General features: G+C 64.9%; 29 protein-coding genes and 1 pseudogene. 12 read left to right on the top strand and 18 right to left on the bottom strand.

Annotated features, from left to right (window positions below):
* Positions 1 to 27: 27 nt before the first annotated feature.
* Positions 28 to 648, bottom strand: a complete 621-nt coding sequence (locus ACFU4Z_RS17905) for an enoyl-CoA hydratase-related protein (RefSeq protein ID WP_379064189.1) — start codon at positions 646 to 648, stop codon at positions 28 to 30.
* A 33-nt stretch (positions 649 to 681) separates the two neighbouring features.
* Complete coding sequence (locus ACFU4Z_RS17900; protein ID WP_379064187.1) at positions 682 to 1,287, bottom strand: TetR family transcriptional regulator; 606 nt, start codon at positions 1,285 to 1,287, stop codon at positions 682 to 684.
* A gap of 237 nt (positions 1,288 to 1,524) precedes the next feature.
* Between ACFU4Z_RS17900 and ACFU4Z_RS17895 the strand changes: the two genes are divergently transcribed.
* Positions 1,525 to 2,076, top strand: coding sequence for a TetR/AcrR family transcriptional regulator (locus ACFU4Z_RS17895; RefSeq protein ID WP_379064185.1), 552 nt, complete (start codon positions 1,525 to 1,527; stop codon positions 2,074 to 2,076).
* 5 nt (positions 2,077 to 2,081) lie between these two features.
* On the opposite strand, the gene ACFU4Z_RS17890 is transcribed toward ACFU4Z_RS17895, so the two are convergent.
* Positions 2,082 to 3,998, bottom strand: coding sequence for a Na+/H+ antiporter (locus tag ACFU4Z_RS17890; RefSeq protein WP_379064183.1), 1,917 nt, complete (start codon positions 3,996 to 3,998; stop codon positions 2,082 to 2,084).
* Positions 3,999 to 4,081: 83 nt separating this feature from the next.
* Between ACFU4Z_RS17890 and ACFU4Z_RS17885 the strand changes: the two genes are divergently transcribed.
* A complete protein-coding gene (locus ACFU4Z_RS17885; RefSeq protein WP_379064181.1) occupies positions 4,082 to 4,972 on the top strand; it encodes an alpha/beta fold hydrolase in 891 nt (296 codons plus the stop codon).
* 42 nt (positions 4,973 to 5,014) lie between these two features.
* Positions 5,015 to 5,341 carry a TetR/AcrR family transcriptional regulator gene (locus tag ACFU4Z_RS17880; RefSeq protein ID WP_379064179.1) on the top strand — a complete coding sequence of 109 codons (327 nt, stop codon included), beginning with the start codon at positions 5,015 to 5,017 and terminating at the stop codon, positions 5,339 to 5,341.
* A 493-nt stretch (positions 5,342 to 5,834) separates the two neighbouring features.
* Here the strand turns inward: ACFU4Z_RS17880 and ACFU4Z_RS17875 are convergent, their stop codons facing one another.
* Positions 5,835 to 5,969 (bottom strand): hypothetical protein, encoded by a 135-nt coding sequence (locus ACFU4Z_RS17875; protein ID WP_379064177.1) that lies wholly within the window; start codon positions 5,967 to 5,969, stop codon positions 5,835 to 5,837.
* Positions 5,970 to 6,205: 236 nt separating this feature from the next.
* Between ACFU4Z_RS17875 and ACFU4Z_RS17870 the strand changes: the two genes are divergently transcribed.
* A complete protein-coding gene (locus ACFU4Z_RS17870; RefSeq protein WP_379064175.1) occupies positions 6,206 to 6,562 on the top strand; it encodes a VOC family protein in 357 nt (118 codons plus the stop codon).
* An 85-nt stretch (positions 6,563 to 6,647) separates the two neighbouring features.
* Positions 6,648 to 7,256 (top strand): glyoxalase, encoded by a 609-nt coding sequence (locus ACFU4Z_RS17865; RefSeq protein ID WP_379064173.1) that lies wholly within the window; start codon positions 6,648 to 6,650, stop codon positions 7,254 to 7,256.
* A gap of 321 nt (positions 7,257 to 7,577) precedes the next feature.
* Here the strand turns inward: ACFU4Z_RS17865 and ACFU4Z_RS17860 are convergent.
* The 3 genes and pseudogenes from ACFU4Z_RS17860 to ACFU4Z_RS17850 form a co-directional block, all read right to left on the bottom strand.
* Positions 7,578 to 9,274: pseudogene (locus ACFU4Z_RS17860) on the bottom strand (GMC oxidoreductase).
* 188 nt (positions 9,275 to 9,462) lie between these two features.
* The gene (locus ACFU4Z_RS17855) at positions 9,463 to 10,344 is read right to left on the bottom strand and encodes an SGNH/GDSL hydrolase family protein (protein ID WP_379064171.1); all 882 of its coding nucleotides are present in this window, start codon (positions 10,342 to 10,344) and stop codon (positions 9,463 to 9,465) included.
* 267 nt (positions 10,345 to 10,611) lie between these two features.
* Positions 10,612 to 11,616, bottom strand: coding sequence for a helix-turn-helix transcriptional regulator (locus ACFU4Z_RS17850; RefSeq protein WP_379064169.1), 1,005 nt, complete (start codon positions 11,614 to 11,616; stop codon positions 10,612 to 10,614).
* 53 nt (positions 11,617 to 11,669) lie between these two features.
* Between ACFU4Z_RS17850 and ACFU4Z_RS17845 the strand changes: the two genes are divergently transcribed.
* Together ACFU4Z_RS17845 and ACFU4Z_RS17840 are read left to right on the top strand one after the other, a co-directional pair.
* Positions 11,670 to 12,257: a DinB family protein gene (locus ACFU4Z_RS17845; protein WP_379064167.1), complete on the top strand. Its 588-nt coding sequence runs from the start codon at positions 11,670 to 11,672 to the stop codon at positions 12,255 to 12,257.
* Positions 12,254 to 12,646: a RidA family protein gene (locus ACFU4Z_RS17840; RefSeq protein WP_379064164.1), complete on the top strand. Its 393-nt coding sequence runs from the start codon at positions 12,254 to 12,256 to the stop codon at positions 12,644 to 12,646. Before ACFU4Z_RS17845 ends, ACFU4Z_RS17840 begins: the two co-directional genes overlap by 4 nt.
* A 215-nt stretch (positions 12,647 to 12,861) precedes the next feature.
* Here the strand turns inward: ACFU4Z_RS17840 and ACFU4Z_RS17835 are convergent, their stop codons facing one another.
* Positions 12,862 to 13,491 (bottom strand): YitT family protein, encoded by a 630-nt coding sequence (locus ACFU4Z_RS17835; RefSeq protein WP_379064162.1) that lies wholly within the window; start codon positions 13,489 to 13,491, stop codon positions 12,862 to 12,864.
* A gap of 636 nt (positions 13,492 to 14,127) precedes the next feature.
* Between ACFU4Z_RS17835 and ACFU4Z_RS17830 the strand changes: the two genes are divergently transcribed.
* Positions 14,128 to 14,646, top strand: coding sequence for a DUF6262 family protein (locus tag ACFU4Z_RS17830; RefSeq protein ID WP_379064160.1), 519 nt, complete (start codon positions 14,128 to 14,130; stop codon positions 14,644 to 14,646).
* Between the two features lie 111 nt (positions 14,647 to 14,757).
* Here the strand turns inward: ACFU4Z_RS17830 and ACFU4Z_RS17825 are convergent, their stop codons facing one another.
* The 3 genes from ACFU4Z_RS17825 to ACFU4Z_RS17815 all read right to left on the bottom strand — a co-directional run bounded on the left by ACFU4Z_RS17825 (position 14,758) and on the right by ACFU4Z_RS17815 (position 17,402).
* Positions 14,758 to 15,186 (bottom strand): hypothetical protein, encoded by a 429-nt coding sequence (locus ACFU4Z_RS17825; protein ID WP_379064158.1) that lies wholly within the window; start codon positions 15,184 to 15,186, stop codon positions 14,758 to 14,760.
* A 201-nt stretch (positions 15,187 to 15,387) separates the two neighbouring features.
* Positions 15,388 to 15,774 (bottom strand): hypothetical protein, encoded by a 387-nt coding sequence (locus ACFU4Z_RS17820; RefSeq protein ID WP_379064156.1) that lies wholly within the window; start codon positions 15,772 to 15,774, stop codon positions 15,388 to 15,390.
* A gap of 602 nt (positions 15,775 to 16,376) precedes the next feature.
* Positions 16,377 to 17,402 carry a hypothetical protein gene (locus ACFU4Z_RS17815; RefSeq protein WP_379064154.1) on the bottom strand — a complete coding sequence of 342 codons (1,026 nt, stop codon included), beginning with the start codon at positions 17,400 to 17,402 and terminating at the stop codon, positions 16,377 to 16,379.
* A 293-nt stretch (positions 17,403 to 17,695) separates the two neighbouring features.
* Between ACFU4Z_RS17815 and ACFU4Z_RS17810 the strand changes: the two genes are divergently transcribed.
* From ACFU4Z_RS17810 to ACFU4Z_RS17795, 4 genes are read left to right on the top strand one after another with little or no spacing between them, the layout of a single operon-like run.
* Entirely contained in the window at positions 17,696 to 18,025 is a 330-nt protein-coding gene (locus tag ACFU4Z_RS17810) for a WXG100 family type VII secretion target (protein WP_379064152.1), read from the top strand.
* A 10-nt stretch (positions 18,026 to 18,035) separates the two neighbouring features.
* Entirely contained in the window at positions 18,036 to 18,326 is a 291-nt protein-coding gene (locus ACFU4Z_RS17805; RefSeq protein WP_379064150.1) for a WXG100 family type VII secretion target, read from the top strand.
* A complete protein-coding gene (locus ACFU4Z_RS17800) occupies positions 18,323 to 19,759 on the top strand; it encodes an ADP-ribosyltransferase domain-containing protein (protein WP_379064148.1) in 1,437 nt (478 codons plus the stop codon). Before ACFU4Z_RS17805 ends, ACFU4Z_RS17800 begins: the two co-directional genes overlap by 4 nt.
* A gap of 12 nt (positions 19,760 to 19,771) precedes the next feature.
* On the top strand, positions 19,772 to 20,002 hold the full coding sequence (locus tag ACFU4Z_RS17795) for a hypothetical protein (protein ID WP_379064146.1): 231 nt from the start codon (positions 19,772 to 19,774) through the stop codon (positions 20,000 to 20,002).
* A gap of 120 nt (positions 20,003 to 20,122) precedes the next feature.
* On the opposite strand, the gene ACFU4Z_RS17790 is transcribed toward ACFU4Z_RS17795, so the two are convergent.
* From ACFU4Z_RS17790 to ACFU4Z_RS17760, 7 genes are all read right to left on the bottom strand, one after another.
* The gene (locus ACFU4Z_RS17790) at positions 20,123 to 20,335 is read right to left on the bottom strand and encodes a hypothetical protein (RefSeq protein ID WP_379064144.1); all 213 of its coding nucleotides are present in this window, start codon (positions 20,333 to 20,335) and stop codon (positions 20,123 to 20,125) included.
* A 9-nt stretch (positions 20,336 to 20,344) separates the two neighbouring features.
* Positions 20,345 to 21,601, bottom strand: a complete 1,257-nt coding sequence (locus tag ACFU4Z_RS17785) for an ADP-ribosyltransferase (protein WP_379064142.1) — start codon at positions 21,599 to 21,601, stop codon at positions 20,345 to 20,347.
* 197 nt (positions 21,602 to 21,798) lie between these two features.
* Positions 21,799 to 22,089, bottom strand: a complete 291-nt coding sequence (locus tag ACFU4Z_RS17780) for a WXG100 family type VII secretion target (protein WP_379064140.1) — start codon at positions 22,087 to 22,089, stop codon at positions 21,799 to 21,801.
* Between the two features lie 10 nt (positions 22,090 to 22,099).
* On the bottom strand, positions 22,100 to 22,429 hold the full coding sequence (locus ACFU4Z_RS17775) for a WXG100 family type VII secretion target (RefSeq protein WP_379064138.1): 330 nt from the start codon (positions 22,427 to 22,429) through the stop codon (positions 22,100 to 22,102).
* A gap of 463 nt (positions 22,430 to 22,892) precedes the next feature.
* Positions 22,893 to 23,972: a DUF6301 family protein gene (locus tag ACFU4Z_RS17770; RefSeq protein WP_379064136.1), complete on the bottom strand. Its 1,080-nt coding sequence runs from the start codon at positions 23,970 to 23,972 to the stop codon at positions 22,893 to 22,895.
* A gap of 369 nt (positions 23,973 to 24,341) precedes the next feature.
* Positions 24,342 to 24,476 carry a hypothetical protein gene (locus ACFU4Z_RS17765; RefSeq protein ID WP_379064134.1) on the bottom strand — a complete coding sequence of 45 codons (135 nt, stop codon included), beginning with the start codon at positions 24,474 to 24,476 and terminating at the stop codon, positions 24,342 to 24,344.
* A 199-nt stretch (positions 24,477 to 24,675) separates the two neighbouring features.
* Positions 24,676 to 25,026 carry a hypothetical protein gene (locus tag ACFU4Z_RS17760; RefSeq protein WP_379064132.1) on the bottom strand — a complete coding sequence of 117 codons (351 nt, stop codon included), beginning with the start codon at positions 25,024 to 25,026 and terminating at the stop codon, positions 24,676 to 24,678.
* Positions 25,027 to 25,038 lie beyond the last annotated feature (12 nt).

The following is a 25,038-nucleotide window of genomic DNA, read 5'->3' as shown; positions in this document are numbered from 1 at the left end:
GGGGGGCCGGCCGGCCCCTACCCCGCTTCAGGGGTGTTTGTGGGGGGGGCGGTGGGGCGCGGTGCGCTGGCCGCCCTGGGGGGCGGGCGGTTCGGGGGGGGGGGGGGTCCCCGCGGCCGGGCCCGCGCACACCTCGACGATGTCGTGGTCTCGGGCGTCGGCACCGCCGAAGCGGCGACCGGTGGTCATCGAGGCGATGGCCGACTTCGGGGGGAGCTTGGCCTGGATGAGCGCGGCCATGCCCGGGGTGAACGGGATGCGGATGTCGACCTCGGGGAAGCAGAAGAAGCCGCGGTCGGCGCGCATCACGCGGTAGTCGTGGGCGATGGCCAACATGGCGCCCGCACCGAAGGCGTGCCCGGGCAGTGCGGCGGCGGTCGGGATGGGCAGGGTGAGCACGCGCGCGAACAGCGCCTGCACCCGCCCGATGTACCACTGGGTGCGCGCACCGTTGGCGATCAGCCAGTCCAGATCCAGGCCGTTGGAGTAGAACTTGCCGCCCGCGGTGGTCACCAGACCTTGTGCTCCCTCGGCCAGCACGGTGTCGAGGTGGGCCTCGACGGCGTCGAGGAAGTCGGGGGAGAAGCGGTTCTCGTCGCCGCCGAGGTCGAGGACGGCGATCTTGTCGTGGTATTCGAGAGTGGGCATGGTGATTCCTTTCGAGGGGTTTCCGGAAAAAGGTCAGTGCGGGCCCACGTCCAGGACCGCGCGCACCGAGGCGCGCAACTGGTGGCGGGCACGGGGATCGGTGAGCCGGTCACGGCGCAGCAGGATGGCTGTGGGCAGGTCGACGAGGCAGGTGGTGATCACCTCGACCGCGCGCGCGTCGCCGCGATCCCACAGGGCGCGTGCGAGGCGGATCATCAACTCCACCAGGGTCCGGTCGGTGCCTGCCAGTTCGGCGGCCAGCGCCTCGGGCACCTCGTCGCCGAGCAGTTCGTCGCGCGACACCAGGTGCAGCAGCCTCGCGGATTCGGGGAATTGTTCGGCGAAGAGCACCGGGGTCTCGGCCGCGGCCAGCACCGCTTCGATCGCCGCGGACTGCGTCGCGGCGAGGTGGGTGTCGACGAGTTCGGTCTGCATGGCCAGAAACCGGTGCGCGGCGCGTAACCAGCTGCGCCCGAGCAGTTCCGCGCGCGAACCGAAGGTGTGATAGATCGCCCCGTTGGACACCCCGGTCGCCGCGGCGACCGCGCGGATGGTGACCGCCGCCGGGCCCGATCGGACGGCCAGCAACTGTGCGGCATCGAGCACGGCATCGGGGTCGTGGGTTCGTGGGCGAGGCATACCGTCCACTGTAACAGAGCAATTGCTCTGTAATAGATCCGCACAGATCCGCCGCCATCGACCCTCGACGCCGAAACCTCTGTTGCGCACTGCCACTTCATGTTTCAGCCGGTCACGGATACTTTCCGGCGCAGGGAGCCCCGCATCGTAGATTCGTTGACGCTCGCACGAACCGGCCATACGATGCGGTACTGTTCGGTCCTCCCTGCCTTGCCCGAACGACAGAACGGCGCACCGATGTCACGAGTGGTCACCAAGGAGCAGTACTTCGACACCGCTCTGGAGGTGCTCGCCGAACTCGGGTTCAAAGGCCTCAACATCGGTGTGCTGTGCCGCCGCCTCGGAGTAACCAGCGGCTCGTTCTACCACCACTTCGGCAGCTGGCAAGGCTTCGTCGACGCGCTACTCGAGCACTGGGAGAACCGTCAGGTGCTCATCCTGCGCACACTGAACTTCAACCAGGGCAACCCCGACGACGACATCCGCGCCATGTCCGACCTCGCCTCGGGCCTGCACCATGCCGCCGAGGCCGCGATCCGCGCCTGGGCCGCCAACGACGAATCGGTCAACCTCGCGCTCAAGCGGGTCGACGAATCCCGCCGCCGCACCGTGCACAAGGCCATCACAGGTGTCGTCGGCGCCGACGACGACACCGCCGCGGTGGTCACCTCACTGGGCATGGCGATGCTGATCGGCTACCAGCAGATCGCCGCGAGCGGCGAGGATGTCTCACTGGACAAGCTGCTCACCGAATACGCCCGGCTGATCTACTCCCACGCCCGCCGCTGAACCACTCAGCCCAGTAGCTCGTCCACATAGCACCAGCGCCACGCCTCACCCGGCTCCACACTGCGCATCACCGGATGCGCGGTCGCCGCGTAATGCTTGCTGGCGTGGTTGCCGACCGAGGAATCACAGCACGCGATGTGCCCGCACGCCAGACACATCCGCAGATGCACCCACGTCAGGCCCTCGGCCAGACATTCCTGACATTCGTCGGGTGTACCGGGTTCGAGCACCAGCGGCGCGTCGCGCAGGTGCACGCAATTGTCGGCCGGTCCGGGCAGGGCGAGAAGTTCGACGTCTTCTTCCTCGGTCTCGTCGTATCGATCGATGATCGACTCTTCCAAATCGAGCCTGGCCAGCACATGCTGCAGGATCGCGTAGTCCAGGGCGCCCGAATCCCGCACCCGCAGCACCGTTTCCCGTTCCGCGCGCAACATCTCCAGGCGCAGCCGCCGATACTCCGCGGTCGGAGTCGCCTGCTCGGATTCCGCGCGCCCCAGCCGCTCCCACGCCGCATTGGTCTTCCACGCGACCCGATCACGCAACGACTCGACGACCCCGAGCGGGGTGTCAGGGGTGATCCGGCGTTCGAGCTCCGCCAAGCCCGCCGCGGTCGCCTGCTGCAACAGATTCGCCTTCTGCAAGGCGTCCTCCGCGCGACTGGGTCCACGCAGATGCAGCCACCGCACCAGCAACGGCAGCGAGGTGCCCTGCACCAGAAGCGTGCCGGCGACGACGATGACCGCCAACAGTTTCAACACCGGCAGCTGCGGGGTGCCCTCGGGCAGCAACAACACCGCCGCGAGGGTGACCACACCCCGCATCCCCGCCCACGACACCACCGTCGCGTAACTGAGCGGCACCTCCGATCCGGTGCGGTTGATCCGATGGAACAGCAGCGCCCACGGATAGATCCACAACGGTCGCGCCAGCATCGCCGCCGCCAGCACCGCCGCGGCAGCGATGATCAGCTTTCCGTGGTCGAGCCCGCTGCTCCACGCGCCCTCGAGGATCGCCCGCATCTGCAGGCCCACGATCAGGAACACCGAGCTCTCCAGAATGAACTGGATGGTCCGCCAATTGGTGCGCTCGGCGATGCGCGAGGCCGCGCTCTGCCACACCGGCGCGCCGTGCCCGAGGATCATCCCGCAGGTGACCACCGCGATCACCCCCGAGGCGTGGATGCCCTCGGCGGGCAGATAGGCGATGAACGGCGCGAGAAACGACAACGAGGTGTCCAGCACGGGATCGGTGATCCGGCGGCGCAGCATCGCCAGCAGATAGGCCACCGCGATCCCCACCGCGGCGCCGCCGCCCGCGGCGAGCACAAAGTCACCGCCCGCCTTCCACACCGTCACCGTTCCCGCCGACGCCGCGATCGCGGTGCGCACCGCCACCAGCGCGGTCGCGTCGTTGAACATCGACTCGTCCTCGAGGACGGTCACGATCCGCCGCGGCATCCCGATCCGGCGCGCCACCGCGGTCGCCGCGACCGCATCCGGTGGCGCCACCACCGCACCCAGGGCCACCGCGACCGCGAAGGGCACCGGCAACAGCCACCACACCACCGCGGCCACCAGGAAAGTGCTGAACAGCACCAGACCCACCGACAGCGACGCGATGGTGCGCGCGTTGGCCCGGAAATCCACCAGTGAAGTCCGAATCGCCGCGGTGTACAGCAGCGGGGGCAACAACCCCAGCAAAATGATCTCCGGATCCGGATGCACCTCCGGGACGAACGGCAGATACGACGCCGCGACCCCGGCCAGCGTCAGCACCAGCGGTTCGGAGATTCCGAACCGCCGCGCCAACGCCGCCAGCGACACCGCCGACGCGACGAGAACAACGAGGCCGAACGCGACATGCACTGTGGCATTCTCGCAGAGCAAACGGCTGGCGCGAACCGACCGCACAGTACGTGACATGAACTCTGACAGTGGTTCGGCGGAATCGCTGTGGCGTCCGCGTTCGCGCGCAATGCTTGTCGACACAAATGGAGGAGGTTGATATGGAGGAGTTTGCGCTCTGGCGAGCCAGCGGACGGCGCCACACCCACCGCGGTCACCAGATCTTCTGGCGCGACGGCGGAGCGGGTGAGGACGGCACGCTGCTGTGTATTCACGGATTTCCCACCGCATCCTGGGATTGGCACGCGCTATGGCCGGGTCTGTGCGCGCGATTCGCCCGCGTGATCGCACCGGACATGATCGGATTCGGCTGGTCGGCGAAACCGCTCAACTACCGCTACACGATCGCCGATCAGGCCGACCTGCACGAGAACCTGCTACGCGAGCAGGGCATCGGGCGAGTCCACATCCTCGCCCACGACTACGGCGACACCGTCGCCCAGGAGTTGCTGGCCCGCGACACCCGTCGCCGCGCCGAGGGCGACGACTCGCTGGTGATCGAATCGGTGTGCCTGCTCAACGGCGGGCTGTTCCCCGAAACCCATCGAGCCCGCCTGATCCAGCGGCTGCTGGCCGGTCCACTCGGCCCGCTGATCGGTTTTCTCAGCACCGAGCGCACCTTCGCGCGCAGCCTCGCGGCCGTTTTCGGACCCCGCACCAAACCCGGCGACGAGCAGATGCGCCAGTTCTGGCTGCTGTGGTGCAGCAAGCACGGTAAACGCAACGGCCACAAGCTCATTCGCTATATGGGCGAACGTAGGGCGAACCGGGCACGCTGGGTGGGCGCGCTACAGGAAACCACGGTGCCGTTGCGGCTGATCGACGGCCTGCTCGACCCGGTCTCCGGCGCGCACATGGTGGCGCGCTACCGCGAACTCGTCCCCGGCCCCGATGTCGTCGAACTGCCCGAAGTCGGTCACTACCCGCAGCTGGAAGCCCCCGAGGACACCCTCGCCGCTGTCCTCGACTTCCACAGCACGCGCGTGAAATAACGCCGCCACCCGCCATCTGGACACTCTCATAAGATGGCGGGTATGGCAGCGGTACGCCGAGCAGGCAGCGAACCCTCCGCCCGCCCGCGCACCTCGAATGCGCGGCGGCGCATGGTCGACGGCGCGATCGAATCGCTGCGCATTCACGGAGCGAGCGCCACCAGTGTCGATCGGGTGCTGGCCGCCACCGGCGCCCCCCGCGGCTCGGTCTACCACCATTTCCCCGGCGGGCGCACCCAGCTGATCACCGACGCGGTCACCGCGGCCGGCGTCCTGATGTCGGAATTCATCGAAAGCATCACCCGCGACAACGACCCGATCGCCGCATGTCAAGAGATGCGCTCCCAGGTGGCGTCCTTCATGACGTAATGCTTGCCGAGGCCGTGTCTGACGATGCCGAGGAATCGGTACTCATCGGCTGACCTGGCCGACGCGGGTGCCTGCGGTGCGGGAGGACCGAGTGTGATGCGGTCGGACGAACCTCGCGTACCTCGCGCACACTCTCGTCCGGCAGTGCCGATAAAGTTCCCAAGTCTGGGGATAAATCCCGCCGATCAGTGCGGTGGCAGTCGGCGGGGAGTCGGAGGACTGTATTACCAAGCCCGTCATGAAGAGTTGGACCGCTCCGCTGTGCACTGCGGGCGGACCGGCTAGTCCACAGGGGAGGTGATGTGACGGCGCTGCGGTCCCCGCTCTCATGTATCTACCACGCCGCTGGAAGACACGGTGTACGAGTTGCAAGACTCAGCAAACGATCCACGCGGCACGGTAAGCAGCCGATTGGGCAGCCCGCGCGGAAGTAAGCAAGCCCTGTCCGATTGCCACCGACAGTGGCGTGCAGCGCACCCCACTGAACGCGTGGCTATTTCAGGATGTCGGCACCGACGCAGGCACTGCCCACCGCGGCCTTGCCTACGGGCGCACCAGCCACGGTGACCCAGGTGTTGTTGACCGCGGAATTGCCGGAGAAGGTGTCGGTCAGCGCCGGATCGTGCAACAGGTTGACATTCGCACCGACCCCGGCCGATATCGCGTTTCGTCACGTCCGGTCACGGGGTGTCCCTCCAGCCACACAGCAGCGGCCGTAGGCGATCCGTGCCCCGATCAGTGGACGGTTCCGTGGTCGCCACGGATGTGGGCCGGCCCCGCCGGAGGCGAAGCTATGAGCACGTCCGGTTCACCCGAACACACGGACACACCGGCTCGATACGACCCACGACTTCAGGAGTGAACATGACCAGCTCTGCCACCCACGGAATCAAGACCGTGCTGCATCCCGTGTCCGACCTGGCGACAGCCAAGGCGGTGTACGCCGCCCTGCTCGGGGTAGCACCGCAGACCGACTCGTCCTACTACGTCGGATTCGAGGCCGAGGGCCAGCACATCGGACTGGTGCCGAGTGGGGGACCGCAGAGTTCGACCGCACCGGTGTCCTACTGGCACGTGCCCGACATCGAGGCGAAGCTGGCCGAGCTGACCGACGCGGGCGCCACCGTGAAAGAGCCTGCGCACGACGTCGGCGGCGGCCGCCTGGTGGCCACGGTAACCGACACCGACGGCAATGTCCTCGGGCTGATTCAGGACCGATAACCACCGACCCGACTGCCGTTTTCGGCGTCATCACGACACCGAGCAGCGACTCACCCAACCCCACCACCTCACCGAAGGAACTGCCATGACCACCATCGAACCCGTCACCCTCGAAGTGACCGACCCCCAGGCCGCCGAGGCCATCTACGCCGCCGCCTTCGGGCTGGGTGACACGCTGAAGTTCCGCGCCTCGCAGGCACCCACGACCGGCTTCCGTGGCTTCATCATGTCGCTGGTGGTATCCCAGCCGAGCACCGTCGACAGCCTCATCGCCACCGCGCTCGACGCCGGCTTCACCACGCTGAAGCCGGCCAAGAAGAGCTTCTGGGGCTACGGCGGCGTCATCCAGGCCCCGGACGGGACGATCTGGAAGGTCACAACGTCACAGAAGAAGGACACCGGCCCAGCCACCCGCGAGGTCGACGACGTCGTACTGCTGCTGGGAGTCGAGGACGTCAAGGCGACCAAACAGTTCTACGTCGACCGCGGTGTGGCCGTCGCGAAGAGCTTCGGCAGCAAGTACGTCGAGTTCGCGACCCCCGGGTCGTCGGTCAAACTGGCACTCTACGGGCGCCGCGCCGCCGCCAAGGACGCCGGCGTCTCCCCGGACGGCACCGGATCCCACCGGATCGTCATCGGCAGTAGCGCCGGAACCTTCACCGACCCCGACGGGTTCGCCTGGGAGGCGGTCTGACGCCTCGGCCGCCCTCCGCACCGGAGGAGCGGACCGTCGTCGACCTCGGGTTCGATGTCGAGTCGGCGCTGCCACTTCCGCCCGCTCCGAGAACATCGGCGCGGGTGGAAGTGGCAGCGCGTTCTCTCCTGAGCGCCGCGCCACCGGAACACCTACTGGACCGGGCCGCAGAGATCACCCACTCCGAAATTCGTTGGCCGCACCCGATCCTGATCGTCGAGGACAACCAATCATTCCGCCCACTGACGGTCGAGGTCTCCGCACCCGAAGCAGATCCGCAGACACTCCTCGGGCACCACCCACACCGCACCCGAACACCGACTAGATCGGGGTGATCGACAGGCGCAACGCGCCGGGCGCCGCGACGGGCACCACCGGGTTCTTCGGTGCGATCGCATCGATCCTGCGGTACCGCGCACCCAACGGCGGACGCTGATCGACCTCACCCTTGTTGGGCCACAACGACATTGCCCGCTCCGCCTGCGCGGTGATCGTCAGCGACGGATTGACCCCGAGATTCGCCGAGATCGTCGAACCATCCACGATGTGCAAACCCTCATAGCCGTACAACCGGTGATAAGGGTCCACCACACCGGAGTCGGGACAGTCCCCGATCGCGCAGCCGCCGATGAAATGACCGGTGATCGGGATATTCACCATTTCGGTCCAGCAACCCTGCGGGATGCCGTCGATCTTCTCCGCCACCCGGCGGGCGACATCATTGCCTTCCGGAATCCACGCCGGGGGAGCCGCACCGGTCCCCGGTGTGGTGGTCATCCGCCTACCGAACAGGCCCCGCTTGTTGTAGGTGATGATCGAGTTGTCCAGATTCTGCATGACCAGCAGGCCGATCGTCCGCTCCGACCACCGCCGCGGATTGTGCAACGTCACCAGATCCCGGCGCCGGCGCACCAATTCACGCAGACCCAGCACCCAACGGCGCTTACCATCCTGACCATCGACCAACACCGTGGTCAACAACCCCATGAAATTGCTGCCCTTGCCGTACCGCACCGGCTCGATGTGGGTGTATTCGTTGGGATGGATCGAGGATGTGATCGCGACCCCCTTGGTGAAATCCGAATCCTTGTTGCGTGAACGCGACGCCAGCACCGCCTCGGAGTTGGTGCGCGCGAGATGCCCCAGACGCGGTGAGACATTCGGCAACACCCCGCGATCCTTCAACGTGTGCAACAACTGTTGAGTGCCGAGCGCCGCCGCGGAGAACACCACCTGATCGGCAGTGAACGTCTGCTTCGCCTTACGCACCCACCGCCCCGTCCGCACCGTGTCCACCGCATACCCGCCGGCAGGCAACGGGCGCACCGTCACCGCCGTCGTCAACGGGTGCACCGTGGCACCGGCCCGCTCCGCCAAATACAGGTAGTTCTTGACCAGCGTGTTCTTCGCCCCGTGCCGACACCCGGTCATGCACTCGCCGCAATGGGTGCACGACCGCCGCTGCGGGCCCACCCACCGAAGAACGGATCAGCCACCGCCGCACCCGGCCGAGTGTCCTTGTCGGCGAACAACACTCCCACCGGCGTACGCCGATACGTCTGCGCGATTCCCATATCCTCGGCGACCGCCTGCATCACCCGATCCGACGGCGTCGTCGCCGGATTCGTCGTCACCCCCAGCATCCGCTTCGCCTGGTCGTAATGCGGCGCCAACTCCGACTTCCAATCGGTGATATGCGACCACTGCCGATCGCGATAGAACGTCTCCGGCGCCTCGTACAAGGTGTTCGCGTACACCAGCGACCCGCCCCCGACACCGGAACCGCTCATAATGAAAGTGTCGTTCAGCAACGTCAACCGCTGAATACCGAAGCAACCCAGCTTCGGCGCCCACAGATACTCCTTCACATGCCACGAGTTCTTCGCGAACTCCGCATCCGCGAAACGCCGTCCGGTCTCCAGCACACCGACCCGGTAACCCTTCTCGGTCAACCGCAGCGCCGAGACACTGCCACCGAATCCCGAACCGATCACCAGCACGTCGTAGTGCGTCCCCATGTGCGCGCCTTACCTTCCGGTCCGAATCAACACCGAGATTCGTGTTCGGCCTGAACATGATCGCGGCGGTGTAGTCATACCGACAACGGTAGGCATCGGGATACCTCTGGTGAGAGAGCCGGACGGCCATTGAATCGATATTTTCGGCCACCCGTGGGCGCGGTGTTCCGCCGCGAAACGCTACCGCGCTACCCGCCGACCGCGGCAAGCACACTGCGCGCCTGATGGTCGGCGCCGAGCTGGTTCGGATGGAACGGCACCGCCGGGCCCACCGGGTCACTGCTGAACGGCACCAAACCCTCCGCCCACCGCACACCCGCAGGCTGACACGCATCATGCCCGTCACTGGCCGCATACGTATCGACCAACTCGACGCCGGTCGCCTCGACCGCCCGCGCAACCATCGCATTCAACTCGACCAGCTTGCGGCCCACCCATCGCGCATCACCATCGGAAATCGGGATCGCCGGAAAACACCCGCCCTCGGTGCCGACACCCTGGAAATAGTTCAACACCAGCACCCGCGCGTGCGGTGCCCGCGCTCGAATGCCCTCGATCGTCGCGACCACCTTCGGCTCCGCCGCCGCGATACTCGCCGACATTCGATCAACCCCGTCGACGACAAAAGAATCCAAGCACGGCGTCGCTCCGGGATCGAGAGTCGGACACCCCTGGACCGCAGCGGCCAAACCCGCATCGTTGCCGCCGATCAACAGCGTCACCAAATCCGTCGACGGGGTGAGCCGATCGAACTGCGGGGGATTGAGCCCCTTCTGGCTTCCCGTCATGTCGACAGTCCGCGCGCCACCACAGGACGCATCCCGGAACACCGCGACCGCCAGCGCCGCAGCGACCTGCTTGGCATAGCTGCCCCGGCTCTGCACACACGCCAGTGGCACGAACTCCCCGCTCACCAGCCCCGGATTCAGCGTCGCATCCGCCGCCCACGAATCACCCAGCGCCACATACTCGCCGAACCGCGGCGGCGTCGCGGACACCGACTCCGAAACGACGGGCAGCGTCACGCAGACAGCCGCACACGCGATCAACACCCGAGACACCTTCTTCATGAACCCTCCACAAGTGACCCGTCGTCGCGAGTCGAACAAACTGGACGCACGTCCAGCATGGGGTGAAAATACCACCCTGACAGCGACTTTACCGACCGAGCCCGATCGAACCCGATCGAACACAACCCAGGAATCCCCAAGCCGCCAAGACACACAGCGCCCGAGAGCAACTGCCATTCACGCGAACATCCGTGCCGCAAAGCAGATTTCAAGACACGGCGGCGTCCCGCAACCAGACAGCTCGAGCACACCCCGAGGCCGCCGCGATCACTGCTCCCCCTCCGACACCGGTGAGATCGCCGCACCAGCCGCCAGCAGTCTCTCCGCCAGCACCCGACAGCGCCTCCCCAACTCCGGCGGTTCGAGCACCTCGAAATCGTGCCCCAACAGGAGCACATGCATCAGCACAACGTCGAGACTGCCTGCCCCGCTGAGCACCTCACAAGCCTCGCTCCCACGCCGACGCACGACAGCCGCCGACGCCGAAATCTGCGCGCGCACCGTATCGGCCGACGCATGCACAAGAAAACGCGCCCGCTGCGGATAGACCCGACTCGCCACCCCCTCCTGCACATACGACACCGCGTCGGGCACCACACGCGGACGAAAACGCCAGGTACGCGCAGACACACCGGCCATCCGGTCGACGCGGAAGCTGCGCCAGTCATCACGATCGAGGTCATACGCGAGCAGATACCAGCGCCGATCGGAGGCCACCAGACGATAAGGCTCGACCCGCCGGCGCCGCACCTCGCTCCCCGACGGGTAGCCGAAGCCGGCCTCCACCTCATCACGGCAGGCCCTGGCCAGCGTGATGAGTACCTCGGGGTCGACCGGCATGCGGCCCGCACCGAAAGACTCCACCGAACCGGCGAGCGCGCGCACCTCATGCCGCAACCGGATGGGCAACACCCGATCGAGCTTGCTCAGCGCCCGCAGTGCGGCGTCGCCGGCACCTGCGACCGCGCCACCCGCGCCGACCAGCAGCGAGACCGCAGTAACGATCGCCTCCGCATCGTCGAGAAGCAACGGCGGCACATCCTGCCCCGGGCCGAGCCGATAGCCGCCACCGACACCCTGGCCACCATGCACCGGATACCCGAGCGCGCGCAACCGCTCGACATCGCGCCGTACCGTGCGCGGCGTGACCCCGAGCCGGTCGGCAAGCTCCGGGCCAGTCCAGACCGGGCGCTGCTGCAACAGCCCAAGCAGGGTGAGCACCCGCTCCGTCGTACCCCGCTCGGCACCGCCCGCCACATCCACCTCACCCACCCTGCCAGAAATAGCGGACCGATTCTGTCCGCTAGGCGTGCCAGGGTGGACCCATGAAGCCCAACGAACTCGACTGGAACCGGACGCTACGCGAGCAATGGGAGTTCCACTGGAACCATCAGCTCCGAGCCCGGCTCGCCGGCCTCACCGACGACGAGTACTTCTGGTCGCCGGTGCCAGACACCTGGAGCGTGCGACCACGCGGCACCTCGACGGCGCCCACGCAGGTCGGCGCCGGGACCTTCACCATCGACTACGGCTTCCCCACGCCGGTCCCCACGCCCTTCACCACGATCGCTTGGCGACTCGGTCACGTCATTGTCGGCGTGCTCGCCGCACGCAACGCGTCGCACTTCGGTGCGCCCGCGGCCTCCTACGACACCTGGGAATACGCCGACAGCGCGGCCACCGCGCTCAACCAGCTCGAGGCCCAGCTCGACGTCTGGCTGACCGGCGTGCGCGACCTCGGCGAGGCCGGACTCCTGGTCCCGGTCGGCGCGAAGGAGCCCTTCCCCGAGCTGTCCATGGCCGATCTGGTGCTGCACATCCACCGCGAGCTGATCCATCACCTGTCCGAGGTCTGTCTGCTGCGCGACCTCTACCTGCATACGAACCCCGGCAACTCCGGGAGGAGACCATGACCACACAGACGACACACCTCGACCCCGAAGAGCTCCCCAGCAACCCCGCCTTCACACAGGGCGTGATCGCACCCGCTGCCCGGACGCTCTACGTCGGTGGCCAACTCGGCACCGATAGCACCGGAAGACTGCTCGACGGTATCGAGGCGCAAACCGCTCAGGCAATGCGAAACGTGTTGGTCGTGCTCGCCGCCGCGGGCACCGGTCCCGAGCATGTCGTCAAACTCGACATCTACCTCGTCCATGGGGTCGACGCACAGGTGGGATACGCGGCGTCACGATCAGTGTGGGGCAATCACCGCACAGCCATCACGGTCGTTTCCACCGCAGGACATGCTCGCCCAGGCGCGCTCGTGGAGATCGACGCAATAGCGATCGTCCCCGAATAGGACGAACCCGCGGATCGAGGCCGCGAGGTGCGACTCGCTGCGTGGCCGATGCCGGTCGGCGTCAAACGTGACACCACATTGTCACAGTGACGTTTCTCGGTGTAGTCGCCAACATCGAGCGAAGGAGGGGAGTCGAGGTAACGCCCTGCCTTCCACGACAATTCGATCGCACCCCGCAGTAGGCATGCCTCCAGCAGGCGCAGAGCGGAGCGCTGTCATGGTGCGGCGACCATGACAGGCTCACTCACACGGTCCACGCGAAATCCCGGCAGGAACCGATCGACATACGGAATCATCACTTGAATCAGCGGCCCGATGCCGAACGCGTACACCAGCGTTCCGATGCCGACACTGCCACCCAATACCCAACCGGTGGCCAATACCGACACCTCGATCCCGGTTCGCACCAACCGCACCGACCACCCGGTACGCCGAACCAGTCCAGTCATCAGGCCATCCCGCGGACCCGGACCCATACCCGCCCCGATGTACAGGACTGTCGCGACCGCATTCAACACCACGGCCGCAATCATCGCCGCCACCCGCAGAGGAATCGAATCCCACTCCGGCAGCATCCACAACCCGACGTCCACCGACACCCCGATGACCACCACATTGCTCACCGTTCCCACGCCGGGCCACTGCCGCAACGGAATCCACGCCAGCAGCACAACCACCCCGGTGACCGCCGTCACCGCACCGAAGCTGATCGGCACATGCGCCGCCACACCCTGATGGAACACATCCCACGGATCCAGCCCGAGGCCGGCACGAATCATCACCGCCATCGAAAGCCCGTACAACCACAACCCGACATAGAGCGCCACCAAACGCCGAACCAACATTTACCCAGCCTCCCGCCAACTGGCCCTTGCGCAACAGATCCACTCGGCAATCGCTGGACCCTTCTCGCATCGTCAATCCGGCCAAACGGGCAGGCCAAATTGAATTCACTCGCAAAACTGGACCTGCCACCTTCCCCTAAAACGTCACTGTGACGCTTTAGGGGAAGGTGGCCACCGGAGGGGAGTGGGCCACGGATCCGAATCCTGCGCGCGCCAACGTTTCTCCGCCAAAAGACGGTTTTGACAGGAATATTTACATCAGACAGAAACTGAGATCAGGGGACCCGTGACACAAACTCGAATGCAAAGAACCAACGACAGCCCGCACAGAGAAGCGCATCCAGGGAAGCCAACCGAGGAACCGTCGAAACATCCTGCGCAGCAGCGACATTCCGGCGATACAGCCCACTTCCGCACACCCCGGTTGTTGCGCCGATAATCAACATTATGTCAAGTAACATCGGCATACTGCATCGGATGTACCAACTGACACTTCCCCTCCGCGGTTGTCCGGGAGCGTTTTAGTTGGCAAGTATGCAGCGTATCTGGCAATTTCCGGATCTCAAGCTTGCCGTGCAGTGTAGTTGACATCCACGATATTCCGCTTGACCTGGCATTTTCTGCGCATGACCGCCCATGGCCAACACCATGATTCAAGGCCGCCAGACCGACTCCGCCCGCCGCAGGCAGCGCGTCATCAACGCCCTCGCCACCACCCGCGAAGCCGGCGGGGAGATCACCGTGTCCGCCATCGCCCGCGCGGCGGCAGTCGACCGCAGTTTCCTCTACCGCCACCGCGACCTGCTCACCCAAATTCACTGCGCACAAACCGAGCCAGCACCTGCGCACACCACCGCAGCCGCGGTGACCACCGCATCGCTCAAGGCCGACCTCGCCAACGCCAACGCCCGGATCGGTCGCCTCGCCGGTCACAACAAGCAGCTGGAGAGGAAGCTCTCCGAGATGTTGGGCGAGCAAGCATGGCGCGAGTCCGGCCTCGGCGCTCCGGCCGACGTCGACCAGCTCCAACGCCACATCGCATCGTTGAACCAGCAGTTGATCGACCTGCGAGCCCAGCTCGAAGAACGCGATCAAGACCTCGCGGCGGCACGTGCAGCCAACCGGGAACTGTTCGCGAACATGAACAAACGCTAGAGCGATGATCGATTGGTTCCAGTCGCGAATCTCGGCACCACCTTGGTCGGCGATGCGATAGCGGCCGTGAGTGACCCCGTCGATCGCCCTGTAATGCCGATGTGCGACTGCTCAAACCGCGCTGGAGGACGAGGTTGTGACAATCGCACCCGCTGTGCGAAGCGCAATCACTAAAATCTCCATTTCGACCCGGGTTCCACTGAGTCCCCTGCTACAGAGCTCTTCGGCCATCGCGCGGGCTTCGATAAGCGATAGCGTTTGGATTTTTCGAAGAGCTTGCATCACCGTCGCCGGAGTGGCGCTACCCGCAGCGAGCCGAAGGTTGGTTGAGCCGTTGGCGGCCAAGATCGCCGCGCGCATCCCGGGCAGGGGTGTTGGGTAACTGCATTCGTGCCAGCAGGCTCCGCACTCGGGGCAGTCGCCTGCGGTGTCCCATTCATGGGTACCGGCTGTGAGTACCTCGATGACCGTGACTTCTATCAGCGACCGGCATCCGATGCATTCGGTGGTGTAAGGCGCGGTTTCTAGCACGACGTTCACCTGCTGAAGCCTAGATTCGCGGTTCCGCCGGGGCGTGCCGAAACGCACGCACATGCCGCATGGCGCGCTGACCGAGCCGGCCGATTCGGGATTGTTCGACGGTCGACTCCGAGCTGACTCGATCGGCGATGAAGCTCGCTACGCAGCGTGCCCTCACGAGACCGGGCGGCGACGGCGGGCCGGTCTCGCCGCCGAGCGACATCAGAGACCGCAGGGCGTGCCGGCCACGTCCAAGGCAGCGGTGAGAGCGGGATCCCCCATCACCCTGTCGAAGTCGTCGAGGTTCGTCGCGGTCTCGAGCCGACTCAGGTGTGCCGCAGCAGTATTCAGCGCGTCTTTCAGCGCGCCCGGGTCTGCGGCGTCCGCCACGACGCGGAGTTCCCCCGCGGTGTCGAGGTAGATCTCCCGCAGTTCGGAGAACGAGCCCGCGCCGCCGAGTGCTCCGAGCCGGTTGTTCAAATCGGTCCAGGCCTCGTTGAAGGCAGCGCATGTCGCCTTGTCGTCAACCGCTCCCGCAGGACCGGCAACCGCGGTGAGTCCGCAAGTGACGACCATCAGCGCCGATACGATAAAAGCTGTTCGTCGCATGAGCATGTCCCTTCTCCCGAGGCGATCCCCGGCACCGGACATCTTCTCAGCACAGCGAACTGGTGCGCGACGCGGGGGGAAAGAGTCCGGCCCGCACCGTGCAGGCATCGGCGGAAGGCCGTTTCGAGGTTGAGCCTTACCGACGCTGTTGTGCCACCAGATCGAAGTCCGATGCGACGAGCGTCCTGGTCCGAAGACGCAGTCGACCCGTCCCGCTGCTCGCCGATCGGCTCGAATCGGAGGCGGGTGTCTGTCGGCAAACGTCCCGTAATGCCGCTTATCGGTCACGTGAGGAATGCGGAGCCGATGGCCGCCGCTACCGTCAGCCAGAAGACGGGCTGGCCAATCCAGGAGGTAGCGCGGGAGTGGCCCTCTGACGGCTGTCACCGCCACGGCTGCGGATTCCTCGAATTGGCACGCTGAGCCACACGTGTCGTGATCTGCTACAGTTCGCGCGAAAGCCACTGAGCTGCAAAAACTCTCCCGATGCCGCTTCCGCCGATCGGTTGATCCCCAGAGAAGTTACGTTGCGGCATTGGGTGCCGTGGGACGCGGTGCGCCCGCCGGTCGATCAGTGACCAGCGGGTACACCAGGGCGACGGCTATTTCCGCCAGGACCGCAGACTCGTGCGAAGACGTTCAGGAAGGGCAGGAAGAGACAGACGCGTGGCCTGCTGCGACGGCACGACCGGCGCGGGCGGTTCGACGACGTCGAGATCGACCACGGGTTCCGCGGCCGCAGGCTGCTCCTCCTGGCGCCTGGGAGTAGGTAGCGGAGTCGACCACGAGCTTGTGGGGGCGGTAGGCGGCGGCGAAGGTTCCTGCGCGATCGCTGTGTCGACCTGGTCCAGGTCGACAGGAGCGCGTGGAACCACCGGCCGCGCGATGTTGTGCTCGGCACCGACAGCGAGATAGCCGACTGTGCGTTCAGCGATCGTGGCGGTGATGTCGTCGCTGTCCCCGCCCTGGTCGATGTGGTCGAGAAGCAGGTTGCTCAAAGTGAGGTCGGCGGTGTCGTAGTCGATGTGGACCGACACGTGCCGCAGGTGCTGGCGGGGTCCGTCGTCGTCTCTGGTGATGCGCCGGGTTCCGCTGGCGCCGTCGACGACGAGTACCCAGACCGCCGAGGCGCTGCGGTCCTCGGCGAGACGCAACTGGCCTGCGAGGGTGCCGTTGGGGTCGAAGCCCAGATGGTCTGCCGCAGCGCGGGAGTTCTCGGCGAGCCCGAGACGCATGAGCTGGCGAGCGATCTCGATTTCGGACGCGCCGATGGTCGCGGCGAGCTCATGCAGCGGCCGGGATTGCTCCCATCCCTCACGTAGGGCGGCATTCATGTCGGAGTCCCAGTAGACCTGCCGGGCTCGACGGAACCGCTCCCGTGGGCCTGTGCGCCAGTCGTAGTCAGGGCAGACCACAAGACTGCGCAGCACTGTCGGGGCATGGCGCTTGCTTGCTCGAATCTCAGGAGAGAGCAGATTGAGGCACTGACCTTGAAGCGCGGTGACGCTTCGCCCGGTCCGGTCGGCGATCTCTTCGATAGGCAGCTCAGCGCGTAGCAGCTCGATCAGCTCGAGGTTGCGTTCGTCGGTCCACCACTCATAGGCGCGACGTGGGTTGTTGTCGGACATGGAGCCCTCCCTCTGCGAATTCCCCTGCGGCACACCGTTACCGGCGCCCAACCTATGATGCTCCGCAGGACCGACACAGCGGAGCGAACTCGACGGAAGGGCGAATGCGCCGAAGATTAGCTATCACCACGTGAAGACTTCGTTATGTCGAGTTTCAATACCAATATCGAGGTTGCTACTCGTCGGAATCGAAATCCGTTGTGCCAGTTTTGATTTCACATGGAACCAAACGGCACCAACGAGCGTCGAAGAGATCAAGACCAACAACCCGAAGGGGTTCGAAAGGACGGAAAGTGTCGAATCCCCCTGCGGTACAGGATTTCAACCTCGTACCGACTGAAGTGACCGACGCCGGTCGGTACGTGCAGCAGACCGCGACAGCGCTCATCAGCGGCATCCGATCAGCCGACGCCGAAGTATCCGGGCTCATGACCACCCGGCAAGGTGCGGCCGCCGCCTACCTTGCGGGCTGGGAGGAAACCCGCCGCGGCGCAGTGCAGATCCGCGAAGCGCTCCACGACATGGGCGAATCGCTGGGCGTGACAGTGGCGACAGTCGTCGACCTCGACCAAGCCCGCGCCGACGTCACGGCCTCGCCGACCTTCTCCTTAGACCTGAACTGAGGTGGTGGTCATGGGATTTCGAGTCGACCTCGACCACCTCGACCAGGTGACCACCCGCATCGCAGCCCTGCAAGGGTTCGTGCAGGACTCGCTGACCGGTGTCGACCAGCGAGTCACCGCGATGCACCTCACCTGGAGCGGCACCGCCGCCGACCGGCACGCCGAAGCACACCACGAATGGGCGCAAGGCGCCGCTGATGTCCACGACGGCATCGAAACCATGCGCAACGCCGCGGCCACCGCCCACGGCGCCTACACCGAAGGCATCGCCGCCAACCTGCGGATGCTGGGGCAAGCATGACCACCGCCCTGGATGTCGACGAACAGGTTTACTACGACGCTGCCACCGCCCTGTCCACCGCTGCCACCGCCTTTTTCCGTGCAGTGGATGGGAAATGGGGTGCGTTGTCGGAGTGCGGCGAGATGTGCGGCAGCTACGAGGAGGCACGCAAATGGGCCACCTCCTACGACACACGTAGCGAATCGATCCTGCAATCGGTGACCCTCATCGCCGAGGCCGCGAGCAACTACGCGAACGTTTTGCAGCAGATCGGCTACAACTACGAGCTCGCCGAGCACACCGCGACCATGAGCGCCGGAGGTGAACCCGCACGGCCGGCTGCGTTGCCGCCTGCGGCATACCTGTGCCGGATCCCACTGCCCTCGGCCGGTGGCAGCGGCGGTCTGGTCGAAGCTCTCAAGCTCGTGGAGGCGATCGGCATCACCGTGCCCGACGGCAACGCCACCAAGCTCACCAACATGTCGAACACCTGGCGCGACATCGCCACGGCCGCTTCGGTGGCGGGGTTCGTCGCCGAGCTCGACCGCATCGCGACAATGTTCGATGGTCTCGCCGCGCCCGAGCTGGCATTCATCGGTGAGGATCTGCGCCACATCCGCGACGACGCACAAGCCGTGGTGAGCGCGGCCAGTGAACTGGCCACGTCCTGCCAGGCACACCGCACCGCGCTCGATGGCCTGCGTGAGGCACTCAAACACGAACTCGAAACCCTCGGTGAGGAACTCGTCAAAGAGCTTGCGATCACCTACGCGATCGGGCTCGCTGCGAGCGCGTTGACATTCGGTATCGGTGTGGCAGTCGCCTCGGCGCGAGCGGTGCAGATCGCTGCGAAATTCGGGCGCCCGCTGCGGTTGCTCATCGAGGGCTGGAAGACGGAGAAGAACATCGGCCGCGGCGTCGACACCCTCTCCGACGTTGCGAAGAACCAGAAAGAGCTCCAGCGGCTGCGGGAATTGGGTGCGGTACGAGCACCGGCGAAGCTGTCCAATACCGAAGCCACAGCCATCACCGACTACACCGGGTCCGGCCATCAATTCGCCAACATCCCGCTGCGGTCCGGGAAGATCACCGCCGAACAGCAACGGTATATCGACGACCTGAACGCCGGACTGAGCAAGCTGCCGGACTACCGGGGCCCGGTCAGCCGAGTAACGGAACTGACCCCGGAGCAGCTCGCGAAGTACCAAAAGGGCGGAAACATTACCGAGGAGGCGTTCACCAGCACCTCCCCCGCAAGAGCGGGTGGTGGGGTGCGCGAGGGAAACGTCGAGTTCCAAATCTTCTCCCAGACCGGCAAGGACATCACGCAATACTCCGCGCCCGGCAATCCGGAAATCCTGTTCAAGTCGGGAACACCGTTCCAGGTCACCAACCGCTACACCGATTGGAACACCGGCCGCACGGTGATCCAGATGGTCGAAAAGACAAGTTAGAAAGGCTCCATCATGGGCGAAAGAATCGGCGGGAAAACGTTCGAAGATCCCAACCCCAACGACCCTATTGACCCGGCGTTGCTGGCCGAAGCCAACGCGGCATTCGCCGCGTTCAACGCCCGACCACCGCAGTACAACCCGGCGGATCTGCCCGAACGCTTCCGAGATGACTTGGTGGGCACCGAGTTCGAGCACATCTACCGCGCCGCCGAAGCGCGCCGACAGAAAGACCGCGGCCAGTAGGAAAACCGCCTCTTAGGCGACAACCCGGATGCCAAGCAGCGCGGGCCCCACCAGGCGGGTCCGCGCTGATACGACATCGGGTGCAGTGCTGGGTGCTGCGGTACTGCCCGAGGCGGCGGTCTAGGTGTTGTTGCGAGTGTCGAACTCGGTGCCGGAGGTGTCGTCGATGAACCGTTCCGACAGGTGCAGGCGCTCGCTCTCAGGTACGGCGGCGCGTTGGGCGTCGAAGGCGGCGAAGGCCGCGTTTGCTGCGGCGATTTCTTCCGCCGTCGGCGGGGTCACGCCCGCTTCCTCGGGAGTGGAAAACGTTTTACCTGCAATGTGTTTGGCCATCTCGTGTCCTTACGCTTCGACCATGCGGATCACAGTCCGCATGGTTGCCGGGTCAACAAATTTATCGATCACATTGAATTTGGTGCCTGGTTTGAACAGGACCTCTTGCTCGTTGCGGCCACTGTAGGGGCCGTGCTGGCTGGCGTCTTCGATGTTCTTGCCGGTCTTGGAAACGATCTGGAATTCTGTTGTGCCGTCGAAGGCCGCCGAGGTGGAGCGTGAGGTGGAGGTGAAGCCGGCTTCGGTGACCGTTGTACCGACGTTGTACTCCTCGAGCGCGTTGGACGGAAGGGTGGTGCGGCGGACAACCGGGCCCTCATAGTTGGGGTACTTGTCGAGTGCCTCATTAAGTTGGCGTACCCGCGCGGCCTGCTCCTCGGTGAGGCGTCCTGACCGCAACGCCTCGTTCAGATCTTTGTAGCCGTTGGCTGTGTATCGCGTGAGCGCGGAGAATTCGGCGTCTGTCAGCTTCGGTGTCGGCGGCCTGTACTCTGCGCCTTTGGCGCCCAGCTCCTTGAGTCGCTGGAGTTCTTTCTGATTTTTGGCGATGTCGGTGGTCGTGTCGACACCATGCGCGATGTTCTTCTCACTTTTCCAGCTCTCGATGAGCAGGCGCAGCGGCTTACCGAATTTGGCGGCGATCTGCACCGCCCGCGCGGAAGCGACTGCCACACCGATACCGAACGTCAGCGCCGAGGCCGCCAACCCGATCGCGTAGGTGATCGCGAGCTCTTTGATCAGCTCTTCACCCAAAGTCTCGAGCTCGTGTTTCAGTGCTTCGCGTAGCGCGTCGAGGGATTCTCGATGTGACTGGCAGGATGCTGCAAGCTCATTGGCAGCCGCGACGACACCTTGGACGTCTTCGCGGATATGGCGTAGATCCTCGGCGACGAACGCGAGTTCGGGCGCGGTGACGTGGTCGAACATCGTGCCGATGCGATCGAGTTCGGTCACGAACCCGGCTACTGCGGTGTGTGCGGCGATATCGCGCCACGTCGAGGCCATGTTCGTGAGCTTGGTTGCGTTGCCATCGGGCACCGTGATGCCGATCGCTTCCACGAGCTTGAGAGCTTCGACCAGGCCGCCGCTGCCACCGGCCGACGGCAGCGGGATCCGGCACAGATACACCGGAGGCGGCAGCGCCGCAGGCCGCGTGGGAGCATCACCAGCGCCGATTGTCGCAGTATGTTCGGCAAGTTCGTAGTTGTAGCCGACCTGCTGCAGGATGGTCGCGTAGTTGCCTGCGGCTTCGGTGATGAGGGTCACCGATTGCAGGATCGATGCGCTGCGTGTGTCGTAGGAGGTGGCCCATTTGCGTGCCTCCTCGTAGCTGCCGCACATCTCGCCGCACTCCGACAGCGCCGACCACTTCGCGTCGACACCGGCGAAAAACGAGGTCGCGGCCGAGGAGAGGGCGGTCGCGGCGTCGTAGTAGGTCTGTGCTTCGACGTCCAGGGCGGTGGTCATGCCTGCCCCAGCATCCGTAGGTTGGCGGCGATGCTGTCGCTGTAGGCGCCGTGCGCGGTGGCGGCGGCTTTGCGCATGATCTCGATGCCGTCGTGGACATCCGTTGCGCCTTGCGCCCATTCGCGGTGCGCTTCGGCATGCCGGTCGGCGGCGGTGCCGCTCCAGGTCAGGTGCATCGCGGTGACCCGTTGATCGACACCGGTCAGCGACTCCTGCACGAACCCTTGCAGGGCTGCGATGCGGGTGGTCACCTGGTCGAGGTGGTCGAGGTCGACTCGAAATCCCATCGGCGCGCTCTCACAGATCCAGTGAGAACGTCGGTGAGTTCGTGACGTCGGCGCGGGCCTGGTCGAGGTCGACGACCGTCGCCACTGCCACGCCCAGCAACTCGCCCATGTCATGGAGCGCTTCGAGGATCAGCACCGCACCACGGCGGGTTTCCTCCCAGCCCGCAAGGTAGGCGGTGGCTGCCGTGCCCTGCCAGGTGGTCATGAGCCCCGATACTTCGGCGTCGGCCGATCGGATGCCGCTGATGAGCGCTTGCGCGGTCTGCTGCACGTAACGACCGGCGTCGGTCACCTCAGCAGGCACCAAAGAGAAGTCCTGCACCCCAAGGGGATTCGACACTTTCCGTCCTTTCGCCCCCCCGGGTTGTTGGTCTTGATCTCTTCGACGTGCACAGACGCGGTTCGGTTCCACTGGAATGGAAACTCGCGCAACAAATTTCGCTACCCAAAGGTAGCCACCTCAACATCGGCAATCAAACTCGACAAAACGAGGCCCTCACCAGCACTGTGGCTAATCTCCCGCACACCACCGCATCGAGTCGGCCCTACTGGTTGACCGGTGGGCGCACCGCATCCCGCGCCACATCAAGAGATCAGGACCACCACCCACCGGACCGGATTCCACACACCCCGTCCGTCCTGATCAGCGGCTATGTTCAAATCCGTTGCTTTCTCGCGCGAAAGCCACCGGAACCCCGCCCCGGTGGCCGAAGTGCCGGTCGTCGAACAGGTGGGGAGCGGCACTGGATTTCGCCGGCGGGCCGGATCGATCGGTCGTCGCGATCAACTCTGTACGGGCGTTGTCAATTCCCCTGGTCGAGGGCGCTGAGCCAGTCGTTGGTTACCACCTGTAACCGGACCGTGTGTTGGAAATCGATCAGCCGCAGGGTTGTTTCAGGACCGGTCCAGCGGATTTCGGCAACCCTGTCGTCAAGGCGATCGGTCGGTTCGCCGATAGATCCAGTCAATACCTCCGCCATCCGGGCATAAGCCGCCAATGTAATGACACGGCCGTCAGGCGTATCAGCCGCCTGGGTGCTGACGGTGACTTCTACGCGTACCGCGTCGCCATCGAAGCCGACGATGTCGACGGTGTCGACGGTGTCCGAGCCGAAACCAGCGTCGAACTGAACCCAGTCCCCCGAGTGGATCCGAGGGTCGCGCCAACCGAATACGATCGCCAAGCGCAGCAAATCGTCCATCCGCCATGACCAGACCAGCGTGCGCAGTTTCTCGGCGAGATCGGCGATCTCGTTGTCGGACAATGCCTGCCATCCGATTGGTCGCGGCGTGGGCTGCGCGACGGATATGCGGCCGGCAACCAAGGGGGGTTTCGACTCAGGTCGGCCTGCGTGGCGCGTCGACAGCATTTCGGTGGCCGCCGCGTAGTCGAATGTCACGTCGTCTTCGGAAGTGATGCGGGCTGGCGGCGCTTCGGCTGGCGGCGTGGTGGCGAATGTGAGGGTCGCATCCCACATATGTGTTCTGGTTTCTTCTAGATTTTTGCGTGCGCGCTCCAGTGAGGCAGCGCTGGGCGTTGCGTCGCTGGCCGCCGCATCCGCTGACAGATGCCGACCGATGACAGTCAGTCCTGCTGCGCGGCAGCCGACTTCGACGAGTCCGATCGATGTCGCGATGTCGAAATAGGGGATGGCATCAATGGTGATGGACCATTCATCGGCGGCGGTGCGCAGCAGCGTGATAATGGTTGCGCGAATTGACGGGTATCGCGGGTGGTTTCGGGTTCGGCACCCCAATTCGCTGCCTACTGGATCGTCCGCAGCACCCGATGGGGCAAGCCCGATGGCCGCTCGAAGTTCCTCGAGTTGGGCTTGATCGAGCCGACCACTTGTAACCAGGCGAAACCGCCGAATCACTTTCATCCGAGGCCTCCAGATGTTGCCTTCACGACTGCACTACGAGACGCTCGGGCGTAGCTTCGCTGTCCAGCCACGCAGCTGCGATCTTTCTCGCAACGGCCCGATAAGAGCATATCGTCGGCGCCGTTCTCCGACGCGATTACCTCTGTGGCCTTGTTCAGGACCACAGTGTACTGACCGCCTTGTATATCCGTGTACCGGTAGCGAACACGCTCCTCGTCCTCCTCAACTCTCTCGATTTCTGCGTATAGTGCCAATGCCATACCCTCCTGGTCCCGAAAGCTCGCACGACCGATCAAACCTGACGCGCCAGCCCGAGCAGTGGCAGGTGAAGGTCGCGTTCGTCCGCGTTCTTGTTCCATGCGGTGTAGGTCAAGGCCCCGGGTCGGTGATTCGGAATGCGTCACGGAGTCCAGTCACCACCATTGCCGCCAACTGGCGGTATACGGCTGAATTGACCGGCCATGGCAGTTCGATCCACCAGTAAAGGCGCGAGGAACCGCGCACATGACGAGTACATACGATTGCGGAACCAAACCGAACTCGGCGCGAACGGTACGCGCTTGATCAATTTGAGAGTTGCATGGAATCTGGTCAGTGTCTTTCCGGGTGACTGGTACCTGGGAGGCGCGTTAGCGCGGCGCAGAGGCGACGCATTAAGCACAAAGACCTGGCTGAGCATCTGGGTTGATCTCGTGCCACCGGATCAGCTGATGGTGCGTTCCTCGCTCAACGGGTTACCGGCCACATCGACTTCCTCATAATCGATACTGAACTCGAGTTTCGCATTTCGGCACCGTTCGGCAAGCTCATGCAGCCGGGAAACAGCGGCCTCGACGGCGACATCGATATGGCCTTCGAGGAGGAAGTAATTAGGCGGATTCTGTGGCGATGCCTCATAGCAGAGAATTTCGAAGTCGTCTTTTTCGTAATGCGCTTCCCATCCACGACGCGGCAGCATACGCAGATCGTCGGTCGACAGCCACGACCTTAATATCTGCTCGACAATTTCCGGATCACCAGTTTCGATACTTCCATGGAAAGCCGTACTCGGCACGAATCTTCTCCA

Origin of the sequence: Nocardia sp. NPDC057440 (genome assembly GCF_042802915.1) — a bacterium.
GTDB lineage: Bacteria > Actinomycetota > Actinomycetes > Mycobacteriales > Mycobacteriaceae > Nocardia.
The sequence above is the reverse complement of the archived record's forward strand: the minus strand, read 5'-3'. Positions and strand labels throughout refer to the sequence as shown.

Bases quoted from the DNA above. Each gene is read 5' to 3' on its own strand.
- ACFU4Z_RS17820 (WP_379064156.1), bottom strand. From the start codon at position 15,774: ATGCGACGAACAGCTTTTATCGTATCGGCGCTGATGGTCGTCACTTGC.
- ACFU4Z_RS17845 (WP_379064167.1), top strand. From the start codon at position 11,670: ATGAAGCCCAACGAACTCGACTGGAACCGGACGCTACGCGAGCAATGG.
- ACFU4Z_RS17885 (WP_379064181.1), top strand. From the start codon at position 4,082: ATGGAGGAGTTTGCGCTCTGGCGAGCCAGCGGACGGCGCCACACCCAC.
- ACFU4Z_RS17900 (WP_379064187.1), bottom strand. From the start codon at position 1,287: ATGCCTCGCCCACGAACCCACGACCCCGATGCCGTGCTCGATGCCGCA.
- ACFU4Z_RS17870 (WP_379064175.1), top strand. From the start codon at position 6,206: ATGACCAGCTCTGCCACCCACGGAATCAAGACCGTGCTGCATCCCGTG.
- ACFU4Z_RS17790 (WP_379064144.1), bottom strand. From the start codon at position 20,335: ATGGCCAAACACATTGCAGGTAAAACGTTTTCCACTCCCGAGGAAGCG.
- ACFU4Z_RS17865 (WP_379064173.1), top strand. From the start codon at position 6,648: ATGACCACCATCGAACCCGTCACCCTCGAAGTGACCGACCCCCAGGCC.
- ACFU4Z_RS17895 (WP_379064185.1), top strand. From the start codon at position 1,525: ATGTCACGAGTGGTCACCAAGGAGCAGTACTTCGACACCGCTCTGGAG.
- ACFU4Z_RS17880 (WP_379064179.1), top strand. From the start codon at position 5,015: ATGGCAGCGGTACGCCGAGCAGGCAGCGAACCCTCCGCCCGCCCGCGC.
- ACFU4Z_RS17855 (WP_379064171.1), bottom strand. From the start codon at position 10,344: ATGAAGAAGGTGTCTCGGGTGTTGATCGCGTGTGCGGCTGTCTGCGTG.
- ACFU4Z_RS17830 (WP_379064160.1), top strand. From the start codon at position 14,128: ATGGCCAACACCATGATTCAAGGCCGCCAGACCGACTCCGCCCGCCGC.
- ACFU4Z_RS17840 (WP_379064164.1), top strand. From the start codon at position 12,254: ATGACCACACAGACGACACACCTCGACCCCGAAGAGCTCCCCAGCAAC.
- ACFU4Z_RS17780 (WP_379064140.1), bottom strand. From the start codon at position 22,089: ATGGGATTTCGAGTCGACCTCGACCACCTCGACCAGGTGACCACCCGC.
- ACFU4Z_RS17795 (WP_379064146.1), top strand. From the start codon at position 19,772: ATGGGCGAAAGAATCGGCGGGAAAACGTTCGAAGATCCCAACCCCAAC.
- ACFU4Z_RS17890 (WP_379064183.1), bottom strand. From the start codon at position 3,998: ATGTCACGTACTGTGCGGTCGGTTCGCGCCAGCCGTTTGCTCTGCGAG.
- ACFU4Z_RS17800 (WP_379064148.1), top strand. From the start codon at position 18,323: ATGACCACCGCCCTGGATGTCGACGAACAGGTTTACTACGACGCTGCC.
- ACFU4Z_RS17835 (WP_379064162.1), bottom strand. From the start codon at position 13,491: ATGTTGGTTCGGCGTTTGGTGGCGCTCTATGTCGGGTTGTGGTTGTAC.
- ACFU4Z_RS17770 (WP_379064136.1), bottom strand. From the start codon at position 23,972: ATGAAAGTGATTCGGCGGTTTCGCCTGGTTACAAGTGGTCGGCTCGAT.
- ACFU4Z_RS17815 (WP_379064154.1), bottom strand. From the start codon at position 17,402: ATGTCCGACAACAACCCACGTCGCGCCTATGAGTGGTGGACCGACGAA.
- ACFU4Z_RS17805 (WP_379064150.1), top strand. From the start codon at position 18,036: ATGGGATTTCGAGTCGACCTCGACCACCTCGACCAGGTGACCACCCGC.
- ACFU4Z_RS17905 (WP_379064189.1), bottom strand. From the start codon at position 648: ATGCCCACTCTCGAATACCACGACAAGATCGCCGTCCTCGACCTCGGC.